General features: G+C 76.3%; 15 protein-coding genes. 12 read left to right on the top strand and 3 right to left on the bottom strand.

Annotated elements, in window-relative coordinates:
* Positions 1-33 precede the first annotated feature (33 nt).
* The 5 genes from argC to ACFWI8_RS05455 are packed head-to-tail and all read left to right on the top strand — an operon-like array spanning position 34 to position 4,982.
* The gene (gene argC / locus ACFWI8_RS05475; protein WP_387086041.1) at positions 34-1,062 is read left to right on the top strand and encodes an N-acetyl-gamma-glutamyl-phosphate reductase; all 1,029 of its coding nucleotides are present in this window, start codon (positions 34-36) and stop codon (positions 1,060-1,062) included.
* On the top strand, positions 1,059-2,210 hold the full coding sequence (gene argJ, locus ACFWI8_RS05470) for a bifunctional glutamate N-acetyltransferase/amino-acid acetyltransferase ArgJ (RefSeq protein WP_311600911.1): 1,152 nt from the start codon (positions 1,059-1,061) through the stop codon (positions 2,208-2,210). Before argC ends, argJ begins: the two co-directional genes overlap by 4 nt.
* Complete coding sequence (gene argB / locus ACFWI8_RS05465; protein WP_387086038.1) at positions 2,207-3,157, top strand: acetylglutamate kinase; 951 nt, start codon at positions 2,207-2,209, stop codon at positions 3,155-3,157. The genes argJ and argB overlap by 4 nt, the downstream gene beginning before the upstream one ends.
* Complete coding sequence (locus tag ACFWI8_RS05460; protein WP_387086035.1) at positions 3,154-4,380, top strand: acetylornithine transaminase; 1,227 nt, start codon at positions 3,154-3,156, stop codon at positions 4,378-4,380. Before argB ends, ACFWI8_RS05460 begins: the two co-directional genes overlap by 4 nt.
* 14 nt (positions 4,381-4,394) lie before the next feature.
* On the top strand, positions 4,395-4,982 hold the full coding sequence (locus ACFWI8_RS05455; RefSeq protein WP_387086032.1) for an arginine repressor: 588 nt from the start codon (positions 4,395-4,397) through the stop codon (positions 4,980-4,982).
* Positions 4,983-5,032: 50 nt separating this feature from the next.
* Here the strand turns inward: ACFWI8_RS05455 and ACFWI8_RS05450 are convergent, their stop codons facing one another.
* Positions 5,033-5,965 carry a 4-hydroxy-3-methylbut-2-enyl diphosphate reductase gene (locus tag ACFWI8_RS05450; RefSeq protein WP_387086029.1) on the bottom strand — a complete coding sequence of 311 codons (933 nt, stop codon included), beginning with the start codon at positions 5,963-5,965 and terminating at the stop codon, positions 5,033-5,035.
* A gap of 56 nt (positions 5,966-6,021) precedes the next feature.
* The gene (locus ACFWI8_RS05445) at positions 6,022-7,083 is read right to left on the bottom strand and encodes a polyprenyl synthetase family protein (protein WP_387086026.1); all 1,062 of its coding nucleotides are present in this window, start codon (positions 7,081-7,083) and stop codon (positions 6,022-6,024) included.
* A 504-nt stretch (positions 7,084-7,587) separates the two neighbouring features.
* Here ACFWI8_RS05445 and ACFWI8_RS05440 point away from each other — a divergent pair.
* Positions 7,588-8,784 carry an argininosuccinate synthase gene (locus ACFWI8_RS05440; RefSeq protein ID WP_387086023.1) on the top strand — a complete coding sequence of 399 codons (1,197 nt, stop codon included), beginning with the start codon at positions 7,588-7,590 and terminating at the stop codon, positions 8,782-8,784.
* Complete coding sequence (gene argH / locus ACFWI8_RS05435; RefSeq protein WP_387086020.1) at positions 8,781-10,250, top strand: argininosuccinate lyase; 1,470 nt, start codon at positions 8,781-8,783, stop codon at positions 10,248-10,250. Before ACFWI8_RS05440 ends, argH begins: the two co-directional genes overlap by 4 nt.
* A 40-nt stretch (positions 10,251-10,290) precedes the next feature.
* Here argH and ACFWI8_RS05430 read toward each other — a convergent pair whose 3' ends face one another.
* Positions 10,291-11,301, bottom strand: coding sequence for a Gfo/Idh/MocA family protein (locus tag ACFWI8_RS05430; protein ID WP_387086017.1), 1,011 nt, complete (start codon positions 11,299-11,301; stop codon positions 10,291-10,293).
* Between the two features lie 110 nt (positions 11,302-11,411).
* Here ACFWI8_RS05430 and ACFWI8_RS05425 point away from each other — a divergent pair, with 110 nt between their 5' ends.
* Genes ACFWI8_RS05425 through ACFWI8_RS05405 form a run of 5 tightly spaced genes read left to right on the top strand, consistent with a single transcriptional unit; the run spans position 11,412 to position 23,929 of the window.
* A complete protein-coding gene (locus ACFWI8_RS05425) occupies positions 11,412-12,263 on the top strand; it encodes a DUF4132 domain-containing protein (RefSeq protein ID WP_387086014.1) in 852 nt (283 codons plus the stop codon).
* The gene (locus ACFWI8_RS05420) at positions 12,260-17,191 is read left to right on the top strand and encodes a hypothetical protein (RefSeq protein ID WP_387086011.1); all 4,932 of its coding nucleotides are present in this window, start codon (positions 12,260-12,262) and stop codon (positions 17,189-17,191) included. The genes ACFWI8_RS05425 and ACFWI8_RS05420 overlap by 4 nt, the downstream gene beginning before the upstream one ends.
* A complete protein-coding gene (locus ACFWI8_RS05415) occupies positions 17,188-18,354 on the top strand; it encodes an AAA family ATPase (RefSeq protein ID WP_387086008.1) in 1,167 nt (388 codons plus the stop codon). Before ACFWI8_RS05420 ends, ACFWI8_RS05415 begins: the two co-directional genes overlap by 4 nt.
* 5 nt (positions 18,355-18,359) lie before the next feature.
* Positions 18,360-22,100 carry a DUF5682 family protein gene (locus ACFWI8_RS05410; protein WP_387086005.1) on the top strand — a complete coding sequence of 1,247 codons (3,741 nt, stop codon included), beginning with the start codon at positions 18,360-18,362 and terminating at the stop codon, positions 22,098-22,100.
* The gene (locus tag ACFWI8_RS05405; RefSeq protein WP_387086003.1) at positions 22,097-23,929 is read left to right on the top strand and encodes a hypothetical protein; all 1,833 of its coding nucleotides are present in this window, start codon (positions 22,097-22,099) and stop codon (positions 23,927-23,929) included. Before ACFWI8_RS05410 ends, ACFWI8_RS05405 begins: the two co-directional genes overlap by 4 nt.
* Positions 23,930-23,956: the final 27 nt, after the last annotated feature.

Genomic DNA, 23,956 nt, shown 5'->3' with positions numbered 1-23,956 from the left:
TGCGTATAGTCATGCCATCGTAACAAGGAGGCGATGGCGTTGCGCGCTGCGGTGGCGGGAGCGAGCGGCTATGCGGGTGGGGAGATCCTGCGGCTGCTGTTGGGGCACCCCGAGGTGGAGATAGGCACGCTGACCGGCAACACCAGTGCCGGGCAGCGGCTCGGCGTGTCCCAGCCGCAGCTGTTGCCGTTGGCCGACCGCGTGGTCGAGGAGACCACGCCGGCCGCGCTCGCCGGTCACGACGTCGTCTTCCTCGCCCTGCCGCACGGCCACTCGGCCGCTGTCGCCGAGCAGCTCGGCGACGAGACGCTGATCGTCGACTGCGGCGCAGACTTCCGGCTCTCCGACGCGGCCGACTGGGAGCGGTTCTACGGCTCGCCGCACGCCGGCACCTGGCCCTACGGACTGCCCGAGCTGCCCGGCGGCCGGCAGGCGCTGCGCGGTGCCCGGCGGATCGCCGTGCCCGGCTGCTACCCGACCGCCGTCACGCTGGCGCTCTTCCCGGCCTACGCCGCCGGCCTCGCCGAGCCGGAGGCCGTGATCGTGGCCGCCAGCGGCACCTCGGGCGCCGGCCGCTCGCTCAAGCCGCACCTGCTGGGCAGCGAGGTCATGGGCGCCATGAGCCCCTACGGCGTCGGCGGCGGCCACCGGCACACCCCCGAGATGATCCAGAACCTCTCGGCGGTCGCCGGCGAGCGGGTCACGGTCTCGTTCACCCCCACCCTGGCGCCCATGTCCCGCGGCATCCTGGCCACCTGCTCGGCCAGGGCCAGGCCGGGGCTGACCGCCGCCGAGCTGCGCGAGACGTACGCAAAGGCGCTCGCGGGCGAGCCATTCGTCCGGCTGCTGCCCGAGGGGCAGTGGCCGAACACGGCCGCCGTCGCCGGGTCCAACGCCGCGCTGCTCCAGGTCGCGCTCGACGAGTCGGCCGGCCGCCTGATCGTCGTCAGCGCCATCGACAACCTCACCAAGGGCACCGCGGGTGGCGCGGTGCAGAGCATGAACATCGCCCTCGGCCTCCCCGAGGAGCTCGGCCTTTCCACGATCGGAGTCGCGCCATGAGTGTCACCGCCGCCAAGGGCTTCACAGCCGCCGGCGTCGCCGCCGGAATCAAGGAGAGCGGTGCGCCCGACCTGGCGCTCGTGGTGAACCAGGGCCCCCGTCGCGCCGCCGCCGGCGTCTTCACCAGCAACCGGGTCAAGGCCGCGCCCGTGGTCTGGTCCGAGCAGGTGCTCAAGGGCGGCGCCGTCACCGCCGTCGTCCTCAACTCCGGGGGCGCCAACGCCTGCACGGGACCGCTCGGCTTCCAGGACACCCACGCCACGGCGGAGCGCGTCGCCGAGGCGCTGGGCCACAGCGCCGGCGAGGTGGCCGTGGCCTCCACCGGCCTGATCGGCCTCCGGCTGCCCATGGACAAGCTGCTGCCCGGTGTCGACAAGGCGGTCGCCGAGCTCTCGGCGCACGGCGGCGAGAAGGCCGCCATCGCCATCAGGACCACCGACACCGTGCACAAGACCGCCGTCGCCGAGGGCGCCGGCTGGACCGTCGGCGGCATGGCCAAGGGCGCCGGTATGCTCGCGCCGGGGCTCGCCACCATGCTGGTGGTCCTCACCACGGACGCCGACGTCGAGGCCCCGGCGCTGGACGCGGCGCTGCGCGCCGCCACCAGGACCACCTTCGACCGGATCGACTCCGACGGCTGCATGTCGACCAACGACACCGTGCTGCTGCTCTCCTCCGGCGCCTCCGGCGTGGTGCCCGAGCCGGACGCCTTCGCCGAGGCGGTCAGGACCGTCTGCGCGGACCTCGCGCGGCAGCTGATCGGGGACGCCGAGGGCGCCTCCAAGGACATCAGGATCGAGGTCACCGGCGCCGCCACCGAGGACGAGGCCGTCGAGGTCGGCCGCTCCATCGCCCGCAACAACCTGCTCAAGTGCGCCATCCACGGCGAGGACCCCAACTGGGGCCGGGTGCTCTCCGCCATCGGCACCACCTCGGCGACCTTCGACCCCGACCAGCTCGACGTCGCCATCAACGGCGTCTGGGTCTGCCGCAAGGGCTCCTTCGGCGAGGACCGCGCCCTGGTCGACATGCGCTACCGCGAGGTCCGCATCACCGCCCACCTGGCCGCCGGCGACGCGACCGCCGTGATCTGGACCAACGACCTCACCGCCGACTACGTGCACGAGAACAGCGCCTACTCCTCATGACGACGACACCGCAGAAGAGCACCACCCGCAAGCACACCGCGCTCCCCAAGGCCCGGATCCTCATCGAGGCGCTGCCCTGGCTGACCCGCCATCACGGCAAGACCGTCGTCATCAAGTTCGGCGGCAACGCCATGGTGGACGAGGAGCTCAAGGCGGCCTTCGCGCAGGACGTCGTCTTCCTGCGGCACGCCGGCCTGCGGCCCGTCGTGGTGCACGGCGGCGGCCCGCAGATCAACGCCCAGCTCGACCGGCTCGGCCTGACCTCCGAGTTCCGGGCAGGACTGCGCGTGACCACCCCGGAGACCATGGACGTGGTCCGCATGGTGCTGGCCGGCCAGGTGCAGCGCGAGCTGGTCGGCCTGCTCAACCGGCACGGGCCGCTGGCCGTGGGCATGACCGGCGAGGACGCCCACCTGATGACGGCCACCAAGCGCTACGCCCAGGTGGACGGCGAGCCGGTGGACCTCGGCCGGGTCGGCGACATCACCGCGACCGACACCGGCGCCGTCGAGGCGCTGCTCGACGACGGACGCATCCCGGTGATCTCCTCGATAGCCCGCAGCGCCGACGACCACCACGTCTACAACGTCAACGCCGACACCGCGGCCGCCGCCGTCGCCGCCGCGCTCGGCGCCGAGACCCTGATGGTGCTGACCGACGTCGAGGGCCTGTACGCGGACTGGCCGACCAGCGACGAGGTGATCAGCAGGCTCACCGTCAGCGAGCTGGAGCGGCTGCTGCCGGAGCTGGCCAGCGGCATGGTGCCCAAGATGGAGGGCTGCCTGCACGCCGTGCGCAACGGCGTGGGCACCGCGCGCGTGATAGACGGCCGGGTCCAACACGCCATCCTGCTGGAGATCTTCACCGACGAGGGTGTCGGCACCATGGTCGTGCCGGACCCGCCGGCCGCACACGACAACGGAGAGGGGACGGGACAGCCGTCATGAGTACCGGCACGAGCACCGCCACGAGCACAGCCACGAGCAACGAGGCCCTCACCACGCGCTGGCGGGGCGCGCTGATGGACAACTACGGCACCCCCCGGGTCCCGCTCACCCACGGCGAGGGCGCCCGCCTCTGGGACGCGGACGGCAAGGAGTACCTGGACTTCCTCGGCGGCATCGCGGTCAACTCCCTCGGCACCGGCCATCCGGCCGTGGTGCGCGCGGTCTCCGACCAGGTCGCCCTGCTCAGCCACGTCTCCAACCTCTTCGTCGCCGAGCCCCCGGTGGCGCTCGCCGAGCGGCTGCTCGCCCTGTCCGGGCGGCCGGGCCGCGCCTACTTCTCCAACTCGGGCGCCGAGGCGGTCGAGGCGGCCTTCAAGATCGGCCGGCTCACTGGCAGGACCCACATGGTGGCCACCCAGGGTGGGTTCCACGGCCGCACGATGGGCGCGCTCTCGCTCACCGGCCAACCGGCCAAGCAGGAGGGCTTCCACCCGCTGCCGGCCGACGTCACCCACGTCCCCTACGGCGACGCGGAGGCGCTGCGCGCGGCCGTCACCACCGACACCGCCCTGGTGATCCTGGAGCCGATCCAGGGCGAGAACGGCGTGATCGTGCCGCCCGAGGGCTATCTGGCCGAGGCCAGGGCCATCACCAGGGCCACCGGCACGCTGCTGGTGCTCGACGAGGTGCAGACCGGTATCGGTCGCACCGGCCACTGGTTCGCCGGCCAGGCACAGGGCGTGGAGGCGGACGTGGTCACCCTGGCCAAGGGGCTGGGCGCCGGCCTGCCGATCGGCGCCACCCTCGCCTTCGGCGAGGCGGCCGAGCTGTTCGGGCCCGGGAAGCACGGCTCCACCTTCGGCGGCAACCCCGTCTCCTGCGCCGCTGCCCTCGCGGTCCTCGACACCATCGAGTCCGAGGGGCTGCTGGAGCGGGTCAAGGCCGCGGGGGAGCGGCTGCGTGACGGCGTGTGGAATCTCGGCCATCCGCTGGTCGACCGTGTCAGGGGCGCGGGCCTGCTGCTCGGTATCGTGCTCACCGAGCCGCTGGCCGCGCAGGTGCAGCAGGCGGCCCAGCAGGCCGGATTCCTGGTCAACGCCGCCACCCCCGAGGTGGTGCGGCTCGCTCCGCCCCTGATCATCGGCGACGCCGAGGTGGACGCGCTGCTCGCGGCGCTGCCCCGGATCCTCGACGACGCGGACGCGTCGGCGTCAGCCAGATGACCCGAAGGGGGAGCATGACCGACGAGCGGCAGCCCGTGACGGCCGGGCAGAAGGCTCTGGGACCACAGGGATCGTCCGTGCCCCAGACCAGGACCGCACGGCACCGGCGCATCGTGGAGATTCTCAACCGTCAACCGGTGCGTTCACAGAGCCAGTTGGCCAAGCTCCTCGCCGACGACGGGCTGAGCGTCACGCAGGCGACGCTCAGCCGCGACCTGGACGAGCTCGGCGCCGTGAAGATCCGCAACGCGGGAGGGGAGCTGATCTACGCGGTGCCGAGCGAGGGCGGCTTCCGGACCCCCCGGGTGCCGCTCGGCGAGTCGGCCAAGGAGGAGCGGCTCGCCCGGCTCGCCGGGGAGCTGTTGATCTCGGCCGAGGCCTCCGCCAACCTCGTCGTGCTGCGCACCCCGCCCGGCGCCGCGCAGTTCCTCGCCTCCGCGATCGACCAGGCCGAGGTGCACGACATCCTGGGCACCATCGCGGGCGACGACACCCTGCTGCTCATCAGCCGCGACCCGGCGGGCGGGCAGTCGCTCGCCGGGCATCTGCTGCGCCTCGCCCAGAAACAGAAGGAGCGGGAGCGGGAGGAGCCCGCGGACTGACGGCCGACGCCGGCGCGCGCCGGCACCCGTCTCGCGGTGGCACGGCGCCGTCAGCCGGGCGCCAGCCGCCGTGGCATCGTGAAGCGCAGCGTCTCGCGGGCCACCGGCACCTCCTCCACCTCCCGGTAGCCGCGCTCGGCGAGCGCCGCCACCAGCTCCGTCACCGGCGCCTCGGGGACCGAGGCGCCGGCCGACACGCCCACCGTGGAGACGCCCTCGAACCACGCGTCGACGATCTCGTCGGCCGTGTCGATCAGCCGGGCGGCCCGGGCGCCGGCGCGCAGCGCGACCTCCACCAGCCGCGCCGAGTTGGAGGAGTTGGCCGAGCCGACCACCAGCAGCAGGTCGCAGCGCGGCGCGATGGCCCGCACCGCGTCCTGCCGGTTCTGGCTGGCGTAGCAGATGTCGTCGCCCGGCGGGTCGGCCAGGGCCGGCAGGCGCTCGCGCAGCACCCGCGCCGTCTCGGCGACCTCGTCGACCGCGAGCGTGGTCTGCGAGAGCCAGACCACCCGGGTCTCATCCCGCAGGTCGAGCCGCTCGGCCTCCGCCGGCGACTCGACGACGTGGATGCGCCCCGGGGCGTGCCCGACGGTGCCGACGACCTCCTCGTGGTCGGCGTGGCCGATCAGCGCGATCTCGTAGCCGTCCGCGGCGAAGCGCTCGGCCTCCCGGTGCACCTTGGTCACCAGCGGGCAGACCGCGTCGACCACCGTCAGCCGGCGCTCGGCCGCCTGCCGGTGCACGGCCGGCGCCACGCCGTGCGCCGAGAACACCACGAGGGCCCCCTCGGGCACCTCGGTCAGCTCCTCGACGAACACCGCGCCGCGCGCCGCCAACTCCCGGACCACATGCGTGTTGTGCACGATCTGGCGGCGCACGTAGACCGGCGGCCCGTGCCGCGACAGCGCCTCCTCAACGGTGGCGACCGCGCGCTCGACGCCGGCGCAGAAGCCGCGCGGCGCGGCCAGCAGTACCTTCCCCATCGGTGACGCTTCCTTCCTCGGGGGCTCTCCGCGGGCTCCCGCCTTCTCTCGTCGGCTCAGTGGTCGCGGCGGCAGGCGAGACGGGCCAGCGCGGCCAGCCCGGCGGCGGCCGGCTCGGCCGGCTCGGCCGCCCGCAGGGCCTCCATGGCCTGCGTGAACTCACGCTCCGCCGCCTCCTCCGCCCAGGCGCGGCCGCCGGCCTCGGACACCAGCTCGGCGAGCGCGGCGATCTCGGCCGGCTCCGCCTCGGCGGAGCGCCCCCGCGAGGCGCCGTACCGCTCGGCGAGGCGCCGCCCGGCGGGGGTGCCCGAGTCGAGCGCGGCGACCACCGGCAGGGACTTCTTGCGGCTGGCCAGGTCGGCGCCGGCCGGCTTTCCCGTGACCTTCGGGTCGCCCCAGATCCCCAGCAGGTCGTCGACGAGCTGGAAAGCCATGCCCAGGTGGGTGCCGAACCGCCGCAGTGCCTCGATCCGCTCCGGCGGGCCGCCGCCCCACAGCGCGCCCAGAGCGCAGGCGCAGGCGAGCAGCGCCGCGGTCTTGCGCTCGGTCATCGCCAGGCACTCGGCCAGCGAGACGTGCGCGCGCTCCTCGAAGCCGATGTCGGCCTGTTCGCCCTCGATCAGCCGCGTGGTGGCCTCGGCCAGCCACCGTAATCCGGTGACCGTGCGCGCCCTGCCGAGCGGGTCCTCGGTCAGCACCCGGCTGGCCTGGACCAGCAGCGCGTCCCCCGCGAGCAGCGCCGCCGACGAGCCGAAGACGGCCCAGGCCGTGGCCCGGTGCCTGCGGGTGGTGTCGCCGTCCAGGATGTCGTCGTGCAGCAGCGAGAAGTTGTGCACCAGCTCCACGGCCACCGCCGGGTCCAGCGCCTCGGTGGCCGGGGCGCCCATCGCCTCGGCGCAGCCGAACACCAGGGCCGGGCGCAGCGCCTTGCCGGCCGGTGCGGCGCCGGGGCGGCCGGCGCTGTCCGTCCAGCCGAAGTGGTAGGAGGCGACCCGGGCCACCGGCTCCGGCAGCCGGCCGACCCAGTCGCGCAGGCCCGGGTCGAGCAGCTCGCGGGTGCGCCCCAGGGCGGCGAGCGCCGTGGCCCGCTCGTCCGCGGTCTCGGGGAGTGTGGTCATGAGGGACCTCCGCTGGCTTCGGTGCCGGGTCCGCTGACCCGGCACGGTCGACTGGTGCGAGGGGCGGCTCGCCGCCGCGCGGTGACGGTCCCGCGCACGCGCCCGCCGCCTCGCCGTGACGGCCGGGGCGGCCGAGGCGGCGGACAACGATCGTGTTGTCAGCTTGGCCGTTTTCCCCGGCGCGCTGGAACGGCGCGTTTCGCATCCGCCGCGCGCCGGGAGAAGACAACGCGCGCCGTTGTCGATCTGTTCGACCGCCCTGACCAGGGGGTCCGCTCAGGCCAAAGGGGCAACGGAGCGCGTTCGCCTGCTCGTAATTCACTCGTATGGGTGAGATGGGCGTTCTCCCGCGTGTGATGACCGGGGTCGGCGCGAGTCGTCGTACGTTCGCCCGTATGTCCTACCCGTCCGGGGGGTTTGCCCAGCCTTGTCGCTCGCATTGACGAACCATGCGAAGCCCTGCATACTTATTCCTGTCCACGCATGCATCTGAAGGAGACCCCCGTGACCCAGCGCGTCGTACTCGCCTACTCGGGTGGCCTGGACACCTCTGTCTGCATCGGCTGGATCGCCGAGGCGACGGGTGCGGAGGTCATCGCCGTCGCCGTCGACGTCGGCCAGGGCGGCGAGAGCCTGGACGTCATCCGCAAGCGCGCGCTGGCCTGCGGCGCCGTCGAGGCCGAGGTCGTGGACGCCAAGGACGAGTTCGCCAACGAGTACTGCCTCCCGGCGATCAGGTCCAACGCCCTGTACATGGACCGGTACCCGCTGGTCTCCGCCCTCTCCCGGCCGCTGATCGTCAAGCACCTGGTGGCCGCCGCCGCCAAGCACGGCGCCGACACCGTCGCCCACGGCTGCACCGGCAAGGGGAACGACCAGGTCAGGTTCGAGGCCGGCATCACCTCCCTCGCCCCCGACCTGAAGTGCATCGCCCCCGTCCGGGACTACGCGATGACCCGTGACAAGGCCATCGCCTTCGCCGAGGACAAGGGCCTCCCGATCGCCACCACCAAGAAGTCCCCGTACTCCATCGACGCCAACGTCTTCGGCCGCGCCATCGAGACCGGCTTCCTCGAGGACATCTGGAACGCGCCGATCGAGGACATCTACGAGTACACCCAGGACCCGGCCACCCCCAGGAGCGCCGACGAGGTCGTCATCAGCTTCGAGCACGGCGTCCCGGTCGCGGTCGACGGCCGCCCCGTCACCCCCCTGCAGGCCATCCAGGAGCTCAACGAGCGGGCCGGCGCCCAGGGCGTGGGCCGGATCGACATGGTCGAGGACCGGCTGGTCGGCATCAAGTCCCGCGAGGTCTACGAGGCGCCAGGCGCCATCGCGCTCATCACCGCCCACCAGGAGCTGGAGAACGTCACGGTCGAGCGCGAGCTGGCCCGCTACAAGCGGCAGGTCGAGCAGCGCTGGTCCGAGCTGGTCTACGACGGCCTGTGGTTCTCGCCGCTCAAGCGCGCCCTCGACGGCTTCGTCGCCGAGGCCAACCAGCACGTCAGCGGCGACATCCGGATGACCCTGCACGGCGGCCGGGCCGTCGTCACCGGCCGGAAGTCCGCCCAGTCGCTCTACGACTTCAGCCTCGCCACCTACGACACCGGCGACACCTTCGACCAGTCGCTCTCCAAGGGCTTCATCGAGATCTTCGGCATGTCCAGCAAGATCGCGGCCCGGCGGGACCTGGCCCAGTGACCGACGCGACCCAGGGCCAGGACGTCCGTCTCTGGGGCGGCCGGTTCGCGGACGGACCGGCCGCCGCGCTGGAGCGGCTGAGCGCCTCCGTCCACTTCGACTGGCGACTCGCGCCCTACGACATCGCCGGCTCCCGCGCCCACGCCCGGGTGCTGCACCGGGCCGGGCTGCTCACCGGGGACGAGCTCGACCGCATGCTCGCCGGCCTCGACCGGCTCGCGGCCGACGTCGCCGACGGCTCGTTCACCGGCACCATCGCCGACGAGGACGTGCACACGGCGCTGGAGCGCGGGCTGCTCGAGCGGCTCGGCCCCGAGCTCGGCGGCAAGCTGCGCGCCGGCCGCTCGCGCAACGACCAGGTGGCCACGCTCTTCCGGATGTACCTGCGGGACCACGCCCGGATCATCGCCGGCCTCCTGGCCGACCTGACCGAGGCGCTGATCGGCCTCGCCGACGCCCACCCGAGCGCGGCGATGCCGGGCCGCACCCACTTCCAGCACGCGCAGCCGGTGCTCTTCGCGCACCACGTGCTGGCGCACGTCCAGGCGCTCGCCAGGAACGCCGAGCGGCTGCGGCAGTGGGACGCGCGCACGGCGGTCTCGCCGTACGGCGCGGGCGCGCTGGCCGGCTCCTCGCTCGGTCTCGACCCGGAGGCGGTCGCGGCCGACCTCGGCTTCGAGGGCGGCTCGGTGGCCAACTCGATCGACGGCACCGCCTCCCGGGACTTCGCCGCCGAGTTCGCGTTCGTCACCGCGATGATCGGCGTCGACCTCTCGCGGATCGCCGAGGAGATCATCGTCTGGAACACGAAGGAGTTCTCCTTCGTCACCCTGCACGACGCGTTCTCCACCGGCAGCTCGATCATGCCGCAGAAGAAGAACCCGGACATCGCGGAGCTGGCGCGCGGCAAGTCGGGGCGGCTCATCGGCAACCTCACCGGGCTGCTCGCCACCCTCAAGGCGCTGCCGCTCGCCTACAACCGCGACCTCCAGGAGGACAAGGAGCCGGTCTTCGACTCCTGTGACCAACTCGAGGTGCTGATGCCGGCGTTCACCGGCATGCTGGCCACCCTCACGGTCAACGAGGAGCGGATGGCCGAGCTGGCGCCGGCCGGCTTCTCGCTGGCCACCGACATCGCCGAGTGGCTGGTCAAGCAGGGCGTGCCGTTCCGGGACGCGCACGAGATCGCCGGCGAGTGCGTCAAGGTCTGCGAGGCCGAGGGCATCGAGCTCGACCAGCTGACGGACGAGCAGTTCGCCAAGATCTCGCCGCGCCTCACCCCCGAGGTCCGCACGGTCCTCGACGTGCCGGGCGCGCTGGCCGCCCGCTCGGCCCGCGGCGGCACGGCGCCGTCGGCGGTCGCCGTCCAACTGGCCGACGCCAAGGCCGAGCTGGCCCGCCAGCGGGAGTGGGTCGCGGCCCGCGAGCCCGCCTCCGGCGGGGTGGGCCACGACCGGGGGGCGTGACCGACTCCCGCTGGACGGCCGGTGGCGACCGGCGGCCGGGTCAGGCCGCCGCCTCGCCCGGGTAGCGCAGGCCGATGCGGGCGCGGGCGGCGTCCAGCGTCCGCATCACGGCCAGGCTGCCGTCGAGCGGCACCAGCGGCGACTCCAGCTCGCCGGCCCGCAGGCAGCGGGTCACCTCCGTGATCTGGTGGACGAACGAGGCCGCGGGACCCGGCTCGACGAACTCCTCCGGGTCCCGTCCCGGCCGGTGCAGCACGAAGCGGTCGCCGAAGAAGAAGCCGCGCGGGAACTCGATCCGGCCGGCCGAGCCGGTCACCGAGGCCACCAGTGGCGTGTCCGCCACCAGTGAGCAGCTGAGGGTCGCGACCGCGCCCGAGTCGTAGCCGAGCACCAGGCCGGTGTTGGTGTCCACCCCGCCGCTCAGCCGGGCCCAGGCCGCCACCTCGTCCGGCTCGCCGAGCACCAGGTGGGCGAAGGAGACCGGGTAGACGCCGAGGTCCAGCAGCGCCCCGCCACCCAGTGCCGGGTCCAGCAGCCGGTGCCCGGGATCGAGCGGGCCGCCGATCCCGAAGTCGGCCTGCACCGACCGGACCTCGCCGATCGCGCCGTCCCGCACCAGGCCCACCATCCGGCGGATGGCCGGGTTGCAGTACATCCACATGGCCTCCATCAGGAACAGGCCACGCGCCCTGGCCAGCGCCACCAGCGCCCCGGCCTCCGCCGCGTTCAGCGTGAACGGCTTCTCGCACAGCACCGCGCGGCCGGCCTCCAGACACTGCCGCACCGCCGCGTGGTGCGCGCTGTGCGGCGTCGCCACGTACACCGCGTCCACCTCGGGGTCGGCCACCAGCTCCGCCCAACTCCCGTACGCCCGGGGGATCCCGAAGCGCTCGGCGAACGCCTGCGCCGGCCCCGACGCCCGCGAACCCACCGCCACCAGATCCGCGTCCGGCAGCGACAGCGCGTCGCCCGCGAACCGCGCCGCTATCGAGCCGGTCGCCAGGATCCCCCAGCGCACCGGTCGTCTCCCGGCATCCGCGCCGTCCCCCATCTCACTCCCGTCCGGCGCGCCCTCCCGGGGGCGCCGTGCTGTCAGGGGCCACTGTCAGTGGCTGCTTCTAGAGTCGCGATCATCGTAAGCACGACCACAGGGAGATGGTCATGGGGTGGATCCGGGCAGGCGACTACGAGGTCGCGCTCGACGACTCGGGCGGCGTGATCTGCCGCAACAGGGCGGGCCGCCAGCTCAGGTCCGTGCCCGCCAGGATCGCCGACGAGCCGGCCGTCGTCCAGCTCCGCCAGCTCACCGAGTGGCTGGCGCGGCACGAGCGCGAGTGCCTGGCCAGCGTCGAGCGCTGGATGACCAGGTCCCTGCCGGTGCCCGCCGCGGCGCTCGTCGCCGTCTGGCCCGACACCGCCTGGCGGGCCGCCCTGCGGGACCTCGTCGTCACCGACGAGAGCGGCGCCGTCGCCGGCTTCCTGCGGGACGCCGACCCCGAGCGCGGCATCGGCCTGGTCGACCTGGACGGCGACACCGTGCGCGTCCGCCCCGAGCGCCTGCGTATCCCGCACCCGGTGCTCCTCGACGACCTCGACGAGCTGCGGGACTTCGCCACCGAGCTCGACCTGCGGCAGGGCGTCGGGCAGTTGCACCGCGAGGTGTGGCGGCCGGGCGGCGTCGACCCGGCCGCCGACCGCGTCGACACCTTCGCCGGCGGCCGGTTCAAGCAACTGCGGTTCCTCATCGGCCGCGCCACCTCCCTCGGCTACCGGGTGCGCGGCGGCCAGGCCGTCTGCCCCGTCTTCGAGGCCGGCCGCACCGTCGAGGCCCGGGTCTGGCTCGGCGAGTACGACGGCTACGAGGAGACCGAGACGGGGCCGCTCACCTGGAGCGACCCGGCGGGCCGCGGCCTGCGCCTCGGGGACGTCGGCCCCGTCGCCTGGTCCGAGGGCATGCGCATGGCCGCCGCGCTGTACGCCGGCCGCGACCTCGAGAAGGAGAAGGACAAGTGAGCGACGCCACCGACCTGGAGGCCGGCGCGATCCTGCTGCCCGGCAGCCACGACGGCGCGGACGCGGACGGCCTGACCGCCCGCACCTACACGCACCCCGTCCTCGACGACCGGCGGATCGTCCGCCTCGTCCCGGGCACGCTCGGCGAGGCCGAGGACCTGGCCCTCGACTTCCTCGGCCTGCGTCGCGACGGCGAGGCCCCCGTCGTCGGCCAGGTCCGCCGCGAGACCCTCGGCTTCCCCGCCTGGGCCCTGGTCAACGACCCGGCCAACGGCCACCACGCCCTGGCCCTGGTCCGCGACATCGAGCGGCTCGCCCGGCTCGCCGGGCCGCGCGCCGGCCACGCCAGGGACGGCTTCGAGGAGCTCGGCGAGCGCCTCGCCCGCTCCGTGCCGCACTTCCTGCCCACCTACTACGAGCAGGCGGCCCGCGCCTTCCTCGCCGCCGAGAACCCCCGGTACGCCGCCGCGTTCTTCGGTCGGGCCCGCACCGCGGAGCGGGCGCACGGCCTGCCGGTGGACGAGGCCAGGCAGCGGGCCGTCTTCCTGGAGTTCGCCTTCGCCGGCGCGCTCACCGCCAAGGAGCTCAAGGAGCACGTCAGGGACCTCACCCGGCGGCTGCCCGCCGCCGAGGCATGGGCCGAGTTCCGGCAGCTGACGGTCGAGCGCTGCGCCGCCGGCCTGGCGCCCTACGCCTCCTTCCCGCAGGACAGCCGCCGGCTGCTCAGAGCGGCCGGGCTCGACGTGGCCGCCGAGGAGCGCGCCGTGCTGGCCGAGCTGCTCGACTCCCCGGCCCTCGTCCGCGCGCCCCGGTCCTTCTGGACCGGGCACCGCGAGGCACTGGCCGCCCTCGGCCGCGAGCGCCCGGAGATCCGCCGCCGGCTGATCGAGATCATCCCCAGCAGCCTGGCCGCCGAGGACGAGGGCGACACGCTCTGGCTCGGCCTGCTGGCCGAGGCCGGCGCCGACGCCCTGCTCACCGCCCAGGAGGCGGCGCCCGAGGTGGACGCGGCCGACTGGCTCTCCCGCTGGGCCGCCCACCTCAGCCGCGGGTGGCGTGGCCCGCGCCACTCGCCCGCCAGCTACGCGCTCGTCCGCCGCATGGCGCCCAGGCTGCGGGCCGACGGCCGGCCGGTGACCATCGCCCAGGCCACCGGCTGGCGCGGCGGCACCGACCTCGAACTGCTCGACCTCTGCCTCGCCGAGGGCTTCCCGGTGGCCGACCCGCCGCCGCGGCTCAGGCTCGACCTGACCAGCTGGCTCGGCGCGCCCGAGGCCGACCGCCGTGACCTGGCGGCCGTCGCCGCCGACCCCCGGTTCGCCCCCGCCCTGTCCACCGTCGTCGGCGAGACCGGCGGCAGGCGCTCCGGCGAGGCGCTCGCGGCCGTCGTCGCCCACCCGGTGCTGCGTCGCGTGCTGCGCGACTGGCTCGGCGCCAGGACCGACGAGTTCGTCGCCGCGCCCGGCCTGCCCGCCGGCCGCACCGCGCTGGACGCGCTGCTGCCCTTCGGCACCGCCGTCGCCGAGGTCAACCCCGAGGCGGTGGCCCGCATCGCGGGGCACCGCCTGGGCCCGGTCGTCGCCCGCACGCTGCGCGCCGGCATCTTCGACGAGCTCGGCTGGCCCGCCCTGGAGGAGGCCGTCCGGCTCCTCGGCGAGACCGGCGGCGCCGGGCAGCAGCGGCAGCTCAGCGTCCACCAGGCGTGGCCCGCCCTGATCGTCGGCAACGCCAGCCGCGCCGTCGTCGTCGGCCCGGAGGGCGTCCTGCTCGAGCACGAGCTGCGCATCCCCGACCAACTGCAGTGGCAGCGGCCCGAGTTCCGCTACGTCGACGGGGAGCTGCTGGTCACCTGGTGGCACCGCGGCGAGCAGCGCGCCTACTGGTCAGCCCGCCCCGAGGAGGTCTTCACGCTCGGCGGCGAGCGCCCCGGCGCCTGGCACCGCCCCAACACCTCCGTCTCCCTCGCCCTCCCCGGCGGCGGCCGCGCCACCGGCGGCCGGCCGCTGCACGCCGGCGACACCGCGCTGCCCGAGGAACGGCCGCTCCTCGCCGACGACTCCGGCCGCCACTGGTCACTCACCCTGCGCGACGGGCGGTGGGCCTGGCACGAGTACGACCCGGCCACCGGCGCCGCGGGCCGGGCCTCGCTGCCCGACTTCCTGGCCGGCGCCGTCACCGACGACGCCCGACTGCTGGTCGAGCACTGCGCGCTGCTGCCGCTGCCCCCCGCCCTCGCCGACACACCGCTCGGCACCGACGGCCGCCAGCTCGGCTGGTGGGTGCGCGCCGAGGGGGAGGACGGCCTGGTCCTCAGGGCCGGCACCCCCGACGGCCGCACCGTGACCCTCGCCGGCGGTGGCCGCCGGCAGATACCGGTCGGCGCGCCCCGGCTGCCGGGCGGCGCCGCACCGGTGCTCGCGGTCCACGGCGGCGACCTCACCCTCTTCGAGGACGGCGCCCACCCGGTCCGCGGCGCGCTGGGCAGCGCCACCCTCGGCCAGCCAGGCGGCGCGTTCGCCGCCGGCACCCCGCTGGTGCCGCCCGCCCCGTTCTGGCACCTGCTGCGCCCCCGCGACGCGGCGGGCTCCCGGGCCCTGCGCGCCCTGACCGACGAGGCCGCCGAGCGGCTGGTCGCGGCCGTCGCGGCGGCCACCGCCGAGCAGCGCGCGATCCAGCTCGCCGCCCTCGAAGCGGGCGACGAGCTGCCCGTGGCCGAGCGGCGCTGCGCCGAGGAGCGGGCCCTCGCCGCCGCCGTCGCCCGGGAACTGCCCGAGATCACGGACCAGGCACTGCTGCGCGGCGTGACCGGCATCGCCGGCGTGGCGGCCGGGATCGCCGCCTCCGCGGCCCGGCTCGCCGACCGCGCGACCCAGGACGCAGAGCCGGCGGACACGGCCATGTTCGAGGAGTACCGGCCGCGCCACGGCGACAACGCCAGCCTGCTGCGGGCCGTGGAAGGCCTGGTCACCCCCGCGGTCCGGGTGCCCTACGCCGGAGCGAGCTCCTGGGCGGTCCTCCAGCAGCTCCGCGCCGTCGGCCAGGTGCTCGCCGGCCGGCCGGCGACGGGCCGCCCGCTGCCCGTCAGGTACCGCGCCGAGCCGCTGCCCCGGGGCTGGTCGACCGACGAGCGCACCGCGCCCGCCCACGCCCTCGACTGGACGCCGCTGCTCGCCGCCCAGCGTGCCATCGCCCACCGGGCCACCGGACCGGCCCTTGGCGAGGACGAGCGCGAGACCCTGCTGCTGCTCCTCGACGCCCTCGCCGAGGGGCCGCTGGCCGGCCCGGGAGCCCTGCGCCGCCTGGTGCTCGCCGAGCGGGGCGTCACCGCCCGGCGCGGCGGCCAGGTGCTGCGCCACGGCGAGCGCACCGTGGTCATCCTGGGCGCGCTGCGCGAGGACCGGGAGGCCGACCGCACCCACTGGCTCGCCCTCGACCACGACCCGACCGGCGCCTTCGGGCCCGTCCCGCCGCTCGCCCTCGTCGAGGAGCGGGCCTTCCCCGGGCGGCCCCCGGCCCGGCAGCTCGCCGCCGTGGTCCGACTGGTCAGGGAGCAAGGACCGGTGGCCTGGCGCCCCGAGCCTGCCGCCGCCCTGGCCGCCGCCACCGGGCTCGGCCACGCCCAGGCCACCCTGCTGCTGGCCGGCCTGCCCAGCCAACCCGCCGGCGAGACGCTGACGCTGCTCGGCCTCAAGCCCCGGCAGGCGGAGGCCGCGGCGGAGCTGCTCGGCGCCCTCGGCACCCGGGGCACGTCCACCGTGGTCGGCGCCCTGCTGCCCCGGGAACCGGCCACCGCCTGGGCCGAAGGCCCGGCCACCGCCGCCGCGGCGAGCGCCTGGCGGAGCCACTTCGGCGGCCACCACCTGGTGCCCGAGGAGGCGATCGCCGAACTCGGCCTCGACCCGCGCGCCGCCACGGCCGTGCTCAACCCCGACCACACCCCCTGGCTCCGCGCCACCACCACCCAGCGGCTCCAGGACAACCGGCTGCGCGCCGACGACCCGGAGGCGGTGCCCGACGAGCACGAGCTCGCCTCCGCCGTCACCGCGCTCGCCACCCTGGCCTACGGCCTGCCGCTCGGTCACCCGCTGCGAGCCGCCCTGCCGGGCGCGCTCGACGGCCTGCGCCGCCGGCTCGCCGACCCCGGACTCGTCCTCGACATCGGCATCGAATGGGCCGAGGCCGGCGGCTCGACCGCCAAGCGGCTGCGGCAGGCACACGGCCTGCCAGAGGCCGGCGGCGCCGGCGCGGACAGTCTGGTCAGGATCGGCGAGGCGCTCGTCGTCTTCCCCTGGTACGGCGCCACCGAGGCCACCTGGCTGCGCCCGGCCGGCCTGACCGGCCCCGACGACCCGACGCTCGGCCTCGTCGAGGGCCTCGTCGGCGCCCGGAGCAGCCGCCCGCTCGACGCGCTGCGCGCCGTCCTCGGCCCCGAGCTCGAGCGAGCGGTGCGAGCTGGCGCGCCGGGCGCCGAGGGATACGCCCAGGACCCGTCGCGCAGCGTCCCCGAACTCGTCGCCGAGGTCGCCGCCCGGCTCGGCCTGAGTGAGGACGCCGCCGCCGGCTACCTGCAACTGCTCGCTCTGCCCGACCCCACGGACCGTAATCGGGCCCGGTGGACCGGCTGGAAACCCGCCCGGATCAGGCGGGCCAACGCCGAGCTGGCCGCCACCGACCTGGTCGTCACCGCCCAGCGCGCCCGCGCCGGCCGCCGGGTGTTCCTGCCCGGCGGCTGGGCCGACCACAAGGCCCCGCTGCTTCCGGTGGAGACCTGGAAGGAGCCGCTCTACCGGCCCCGCCCCGTCACCTACGGCGTGCCCCACCTGCCCGTCCCCGAGTTGTTCGAGCGCGCCTGGGCGCGCGTCCGGGACGGCGACGCGCCCGCCTACGAAGAGCTGATCACCCGCGCCACCAGGAAGGGCAGCCGATGACCGCCCCCACCGCCTCCCCGCCCCGGCAGATCACGCCACCGGAGGACGAGTTCGCCACCGAGCTGGCCTTCCTCGCCGCGCACGACAGCGGACCCCGCCCGCCCGGCTGGCGGCTCACCCCGCGGGCCGTGGTCACCTTCGTGATGGGCAGCGGCGGGCGCGCCCTCACTCTCCCCGAGGACCAGGCGCCCGACGCCGCGCTGCCGCGCCGGCTGGTCGTCACGCGGAAGTTCGTGGGAGAGCGGGCGCTGGTCGAACGCTGCGTCATCACCCTCGCCGGCGAACGCGGGCTGCTGCTCGTCGGCGAGCCGGGCACCGCCAAGTCGATGCTCTCCGAGCTGCTGTCCGCCGCGGTCTGCGGCACCAGCGCCCTCACCGTCCAGGGCACCGCGGGCACGACCGAGGACCAGCTCAGGTACGGCTGGAACTACGCCCTGCTGCTGGCCAAGGGACCGAGCCGCGCGGCCCTGGTGCCCTCCCCGGTGCTCACCGCCATGACCACCGGCGCCGTCGCCCGGGTCGAGGAGATCACCCGCTGCCTGCCCGAGGTGCAGGACGCCCTGGTCTCCCTGCTCTCCGAGCGCCGGGTCGCCGTCCCCGAGCTCGCCGGCACGCCGGACGCCCAACTGCACGCGGCCCCCGGCTTCGCCCTCATCGCCACCGCCAACCTGCGCGACAAGGGCGTCTCCGAGATGTCCGCCGCGCTCAAGCGCCGGTTCAACTTCGAGACCGTCGGCCCCATCTCCGACCTGGACGAGGAGACCGCGCTGGTCCGCCGCCAGTCCCGGGCCGCGGTCGAGCGGGCCGGCGCCCCCTACCAGGTGGACGACGCCGTCCTCGAAGCACTGGTCACCGCCTTCCGCGACCTGCGCGAGGGCCGCTCGACCGAGGGCTGGGAGGTGGAGCGCCCCACCAGCGTGATGAGCACCGCGGAGGCCGTCTCGGTGGCCGGCTCGCTCGCCCTGGCCGCCGCCTACTTCCCCTCGCAGCGGGACGTGCTCGGTCTGCTGCCCGGCCACCTGCTCGGCGTGATCCGCAAGGACGAGCCGGCCGACGCCGCCTGCCTGCGCGGCTACTGGGACTCCGCCGTCCGCCGCCGCGCGGAACAGGGTTCCCACACCTGGCGCACCCTGTGGGACCTCCGCTCGGCCCTGGAGGACTGACGACGATGCGCACCAGCGATCCACCAGGGCTCCCGTCCGGCGATGACGACTCCGTGGCGGCCGCCCTCCGGGAGCTGACCGACCCGGCGGGGCCCCACCTCATCGGCGTGCGGCACCACGCGCCGTCGCTGGCCGTCGTCATGCCCGGGCTGCTCGACGCCGCCGCGCCCGAGGTCCTGCTGGTGGAGCTCCCGGCCGAGCTGCAGGACTGGCTGGCCTGGCTCGCCCACGAGGAGACCCGGGCACCGGTCGCGCTCGCCGCCGTGCCGCCGGGACCCGAGCCAGGACAGCCGGCCTTCTACCCGTTCGCCGACTTCTCGCCCGAGCTGGTCGCGCTGCGCTGGGCCGCCCGCCACGGGGTCCCCGCGATTGCCGCCGACCTGCCGCTGGCCGACCGTGCCTGGCTCGGCGACCGGAGCCAGGCCACCGCCCACCGCCCCGGGCTGCGCGAGGCGCTCGGCGCCCGGCTGACCGGCCGCGCCGGCGACGACCTCTGGGATCGGCTGGTCGAGGTCGCCGCCCCCGGCTCCACGTCGGAAGCGGTGCGCCGCGCCGCCCTGCTCGCCGGCTGGGCGCTGCGCCGGGACGCGGCCGACGCGGGCGGCGTCGACGCGGTCGACCTGCGCCGCGAGCGGTGGATGCGGGCCCGGATCGCCGAGGCCGCCGCGGGCGGCCGCCGGGTCGCGGCCGTCGTCGGCGCCTTCCACACCCCGGCCCTCACCGCCGCGGCGCTCGCGGCCGGCGACGTCCGGCCGCCGCACATCGACGCGCCGGCGGCCCCGAAGGCCGCCGAAGCCCCGTGGACGGTCTCGCTGATCCCCTACACCTACCCGCTGCTCGACGAGCGCTCCGGCTACCCGGCCGGCATCCGCGATCCCGAGTGGCAGCACCAGGTGCTGGCCGCCGCCGGCGACCCCGCCGCCCTGGAGCGTGCGCTCACCACCACCGCCGTCCGCGTCTGCGCCCGGCTGCGTGCCCAGGACCACCCCTCGGGGCCCGCCGACGCCCGGGAGATCGCCCGGGTCGCCACCGACCTCGCCCGGCTGCGCGGCCTGCCGGCCCCCGGGCGCGGCGAGCTCGTCGAGGCCGCGGGCACCGTGCTCCTCCAGGGCGAGCCACTCGGCCGGGGCCGGGCCGTGTCGCGGGCCCTGGAGGAGGTGCTGGTCGGCCGGCGCGCCGGTCACCCGGCCCCCGGCGCGCCGCGCGGCGGCCTCGCGCCCGCCGTGGCGGCCGAGTGCGCCGAGCTCGGCCTGCCCGGGCCCGACGATGTCGCCGCGGGACCGCGCGACGTGCGGCTCGACCCACGGCGCGTGCCGCTCGACCACCGGCGTGAGCTGCTGCTGCGTCGCCTCACGGTCTGCGGCATCCCCTACGCCGAGGAGCAGCGGGTCGGCGGCGTCGGCGGCGGAGACGCCGTCACCACCCGCTGGACCGTGGGCTGGACCCCGGCCACGGCCGCCATGCTGACGGCCGCGTCGCCGCGCGGCGTGACCGCCGCGCAGGCGGCGGAGGGCACGCTCCGCGAGCGGCACCGCGCCGAGCGGGACGCCGGCGGCCCCACCGCCGCCCAGGTCGTCGCCGGCCTCGACCTGGCCGCCGGTTGCGGCCTCGATGCCCTGGCCCACGAGCGGCTCGCCGAGGCGGGCACGGTGCTGCCGGCCGCCGCCAGCCTGTCCGAGCTGCTGGGCGCCCTCGGCCTGCTCGACCGGCTTCGTGCCGACTTCCCCGGCGCCGTGCCGGTCGCCGAGTCGCTCACCACGGCCGCCGTCCGCCAGGTCGCCGGGCTCACCGGCTCCGAGGACCCTGCCGACGCCCGGGCCCTGGTCGAACTGGCGCACCGCGCGGACGAGTTCGGCGGCATCAGGCTCGCCGCCGCGCTGGCGGAGCTCGCCGCTTCCGGCTCCCCGCTGATGCGGGGCGCCGCTGGTGCCGTGCGGGTGCTGCTCGGCCACGAGGAGCCGGGCGCCCTGGGCACCCGCGTCGCCTCCTGGGTGGACGCGGCCACCGACCCGGACCGCCGCGCCGAGCTGAAGCACCGCCTGACGGGCCTTCTGACCGCCGCCGGGCCGCTGTTGGAGGCCGCCCCCGCGGCGCTCGCCCCGCTGCTTGACCGCGTCGCCGAACTGCCGGAGCAGGCCTTCCTCGACCGCCTGCCAGCCCTGCGTGGCGGCTTCGACACCCTCAGCCCGGCCGCCAGGGACCGCCTCCTCGCCGTCATCGAGGAGCGCGTCGGCGACGCCCTCGCCGCTCTCCCCGACATCGACGCCCCGACCCTCGAACTGTGGACCCGCGCCGACCTCGCCGCTGGCGCGGCCCTGGCCGTCCTCGGGCTCCTGCGGGCGCCCGCGGCGGCCGACCCCGGCGGTCCCCGTCCTGCCGTCAGAGACGCGGACTCCACGGACTCCGCAGTCGTCGGGGCTGGCGCCCCGACGCTCTGCGATGCTCGGCCGGGCACCACGACCGTCGCCGCCGACCCCGACGCCGAGCCGCCCCACGGCGCCGGCCGCCGCGCTGACGACACCCGACCGGCGCCCCCCGCCATTCCGGCACCCGCCGACGCCGGCCACGGAGGCGCGTCCGCGCCTCCGGGCCGGGCGGCGGCCGAGGTGCCCCACACCGCTGGCCCGGCCGGCCAGGCCCTGGCCCTTACCGAAGGCGACCGGTGGCGGTTGGTGCTCGGGCGGCGTGGGGATCGGCTCTCGGCGCACGCCGTGCCGCTGGCCACGGCGTTGGACGAGCTGTACGGGGTCGGGCGCGGCGAGGGCGCCAGGGGAGACCTGCCAGGCGGGCGCGGCGGCGGGCGCGAGGTGCCCTACCCGGGCGTGCGCGAGTGGTCGGAGGAGCTGGCCGCCCTGTTCGGTCCCGGCATCCGCGAGGAGGTGCTGGCCGCCGCCGTGGAGGCGGGGCGTGGCGACGCGGCGCTGGCCCTCGACCCGGACCGGGTCCGCCCGTCCGTCGAGCTGCTGCGCACGGTGCTCGGCCACGCCGGTGGCCTGCCCGAGGCGCGCCTGGCCCGGCTGCGCCCGCTGGTCCGGCGCCTGGTGGACGAGCTCACCCGCGAGCTGGCCACCAGGCTCCGCCCCGCGCTCACCGGCGCCGCACTGCCCAGGCCGAGCCGGCGCCCCGGCGGCCCGCTCGACCTCGGCCGCACCGTGCGCGCCAACCTCGCCACCGCCCGGCGCGGGCCCGACGGCGCGCTCCAGGTCGTCCCCGAGCGCCCCGTCTTCCGCACCCGTGCCCGCCGCACCGCCGACTGGCGGCTGATCATCGCCACCGACGTCTCGGGCTCCATGGAGTCCTCCACCGTCTGGTCCGCGCTGACCGCCGCCGTCCTCGCCGGTGTGCCCGCCCTCACCACCCACTTCCTGGCCTTCTCCACCGAGGTGGTCGACCTCACGGGACATGTCCAGGACCCCCTGGCGCTGCTGCTCGAGGTGCGGGTCGGCGGCGGCACCCACATCGCCGCCGCGCTGCGACACGCCCGCACCCTGGTGACCGCGCCCTCCCGCACCCTGGTGGTGGTCGTCAGCGACTTCGAGGAGGGCTATCCGCTCGGCGGCCTCCTCGCGGAGGTCCGCTCGCTGGCCGCCGCCGGCTGCCACGTGCTCGGCTGCGCCAGCCTGAACGACGCCGGCCGCCCCCGGTACAGCAAGGGAACGGCCGGGCAGCTGGTCGCCGCCGGCATGCCGGTGGCCGCCCTCAGCCCACTCGAACTCGCCCGCTGGGTAGGGGAGAAGATCCGGTGACCGACACCCACCCGCTGCCCCCCGTCGCCCCCGAGGTGACCGCCGCTCTGGTGGCCGCGCTCAGCCCCCGGCTCCGCAGGCGCCTCGACGCCGCGACCGCGAAGCTCGCCGCCCGGCCGGCCAGCCGGGAAGGCGACACCTACCGCGTCGCCGTCGACGACGAGACCACGCTCGAACTCCACGCCCCCGGCGGCAGCGTGACCGCCGTCGACGACATCCGCTGCGGCTGCCTGCTGGCACCCGGCTGCGTGCACCGGCCGGCCGCCGCCGGCGCCGCGCCCGTCGCCCGACCGGAGCCCGCGGCGGACGGCGGCGACGCCGCACCGCCCGACGAGCCGGCCGACGAACCGCCCCCGTCGGAGGCCCCGGCCACCCCCCGACAGCGCGCGGCGGCCGCCGAGTTGTGGGCCGCCGGAGCCGCCGCGCTGGAGGCCGGCGTGGACGGCGCGGGGGCGGTCACCCAGGCGGAGCTGCTGGCCGCCGCCCATGCCGCCCGGCTGGCCGGGCTGCCGCGCCCCGCCGCGGCGGCCGTGAGCGTCGTCGGCCGGCTGCGCGCCGCCCGCGCCGCCGACCCGGCCTACCGGCTCGCCGACCTCACCGAGGCGCTGCGCGAGCTGCTGGCGACGTCCCACGGGATCGCCACGGCCACCGGCCCCCGGCTGGCCGAGCTGCGCGGCACCGCCCGCCGCCCCTACCTGCCGGGCGGCTCGCTGCGGTTGTACGGGCTGTTCAGCGAGCCGGTGCTGGCCGGCAGCGGGCACGCCGGCGTCGTCACCTGGGCGGCCGACCCCGACGGCCGGCTCTTCCGGGTGCCGGACGTGGCACCCGGCGGCGCCGAGCGGGCGGCCGCCGCCGTGGAGCGCACCGTGCGCCTGGGGGACGCGGCGCTCACCCACCGGGAGCTGTCCCGGGCCGGCCTGGTGGTCTCGGGCGCCACCGTCTCACCGGACGGGAGACTCGGCGCCGGAACAGCGGTGCGCGCCGTCCAGGCGGGCGGCGCCGGCTGGCACGAGCCGCCGCTCGACTGGCTCTGGGCCGAGCCGCCGCACCGCCAGGCCGAGCGTGCCCTGGCCGCCGCCGCGCTCCCCGAGGACCGGCGGCCACCGGGCGCGGAGCTGCTGTTCCTCGACCTGACCTGCCGCCGTCCGCTCCGCGCCGCCGGCGGGGACGTCCTGCTCGCCGACTGCGCGGGCCTGCCGATCCACCTCGCCGCGGCCGACGAGGACCCCGCCCTCGCCCACCGGGACAACCTGCGCCTGCTGGCCACCGCCCCCGGCCTCAGGCTCCGCGTCGTCGGCCGCCTGGTGCCAGGACCGGAGCCCCGGCTGCGGCTGCTCGCCGCCGGCCGGCCGCCGGGCGAGGCGGGGCAAGTGCTGCGGCTGGCCGAGCCGCGCACCCACGTCGACCTGGGGTACGACCGGCTGCAGCGCACCGACCTGCCCGAGCCGGCGGCGGCCGCGGCGGCTCCGCCCGGCGTCGCGCCCGCGGCGGACGAGACCGCCCACGCCCCGCTCCACCTGCTGCGTCGCCGCACGGACCGGGCCGTCGCCGCGGGCCGGCGCGCCCTGGCCCTGCCCGGCACCGTCGGCGACGACCGGGCCCGGCTGCGCATCGCCGGGCTCGCCACCGGCGCCGGGCTGATCGAGGAGCTGCACCGGGCCGCCGCCGACCGAGGCAGGGACGTGTTCGGCCGGCTGCTGCCGGCGGACGCCGACCGGTTCGCCCGCGCCTGGCTGGCCGCCGCCCTCTACACGGAGTCCGTGGCGCACGCGCTGTGCGCCGCCGCCTGGGCCGCCCCGACCGCCGACACCGGAGCGGTGAGCGCCTGAGCCCACCGTTATCGTGAGACCCCGCGC

The organism is Streptomyces sp. NPDC127098 (genome assembly GCF_042722465.1).
Lineage (GTDB): Bacteria > Actinomycetota > Actinomycetes > Streptomycetales > Streptomycetaceae > Streptomyces > Streptomyces millisiae.
This window is presented reverse-complemented; position numbering and strand designations above follow the sequence as displayed.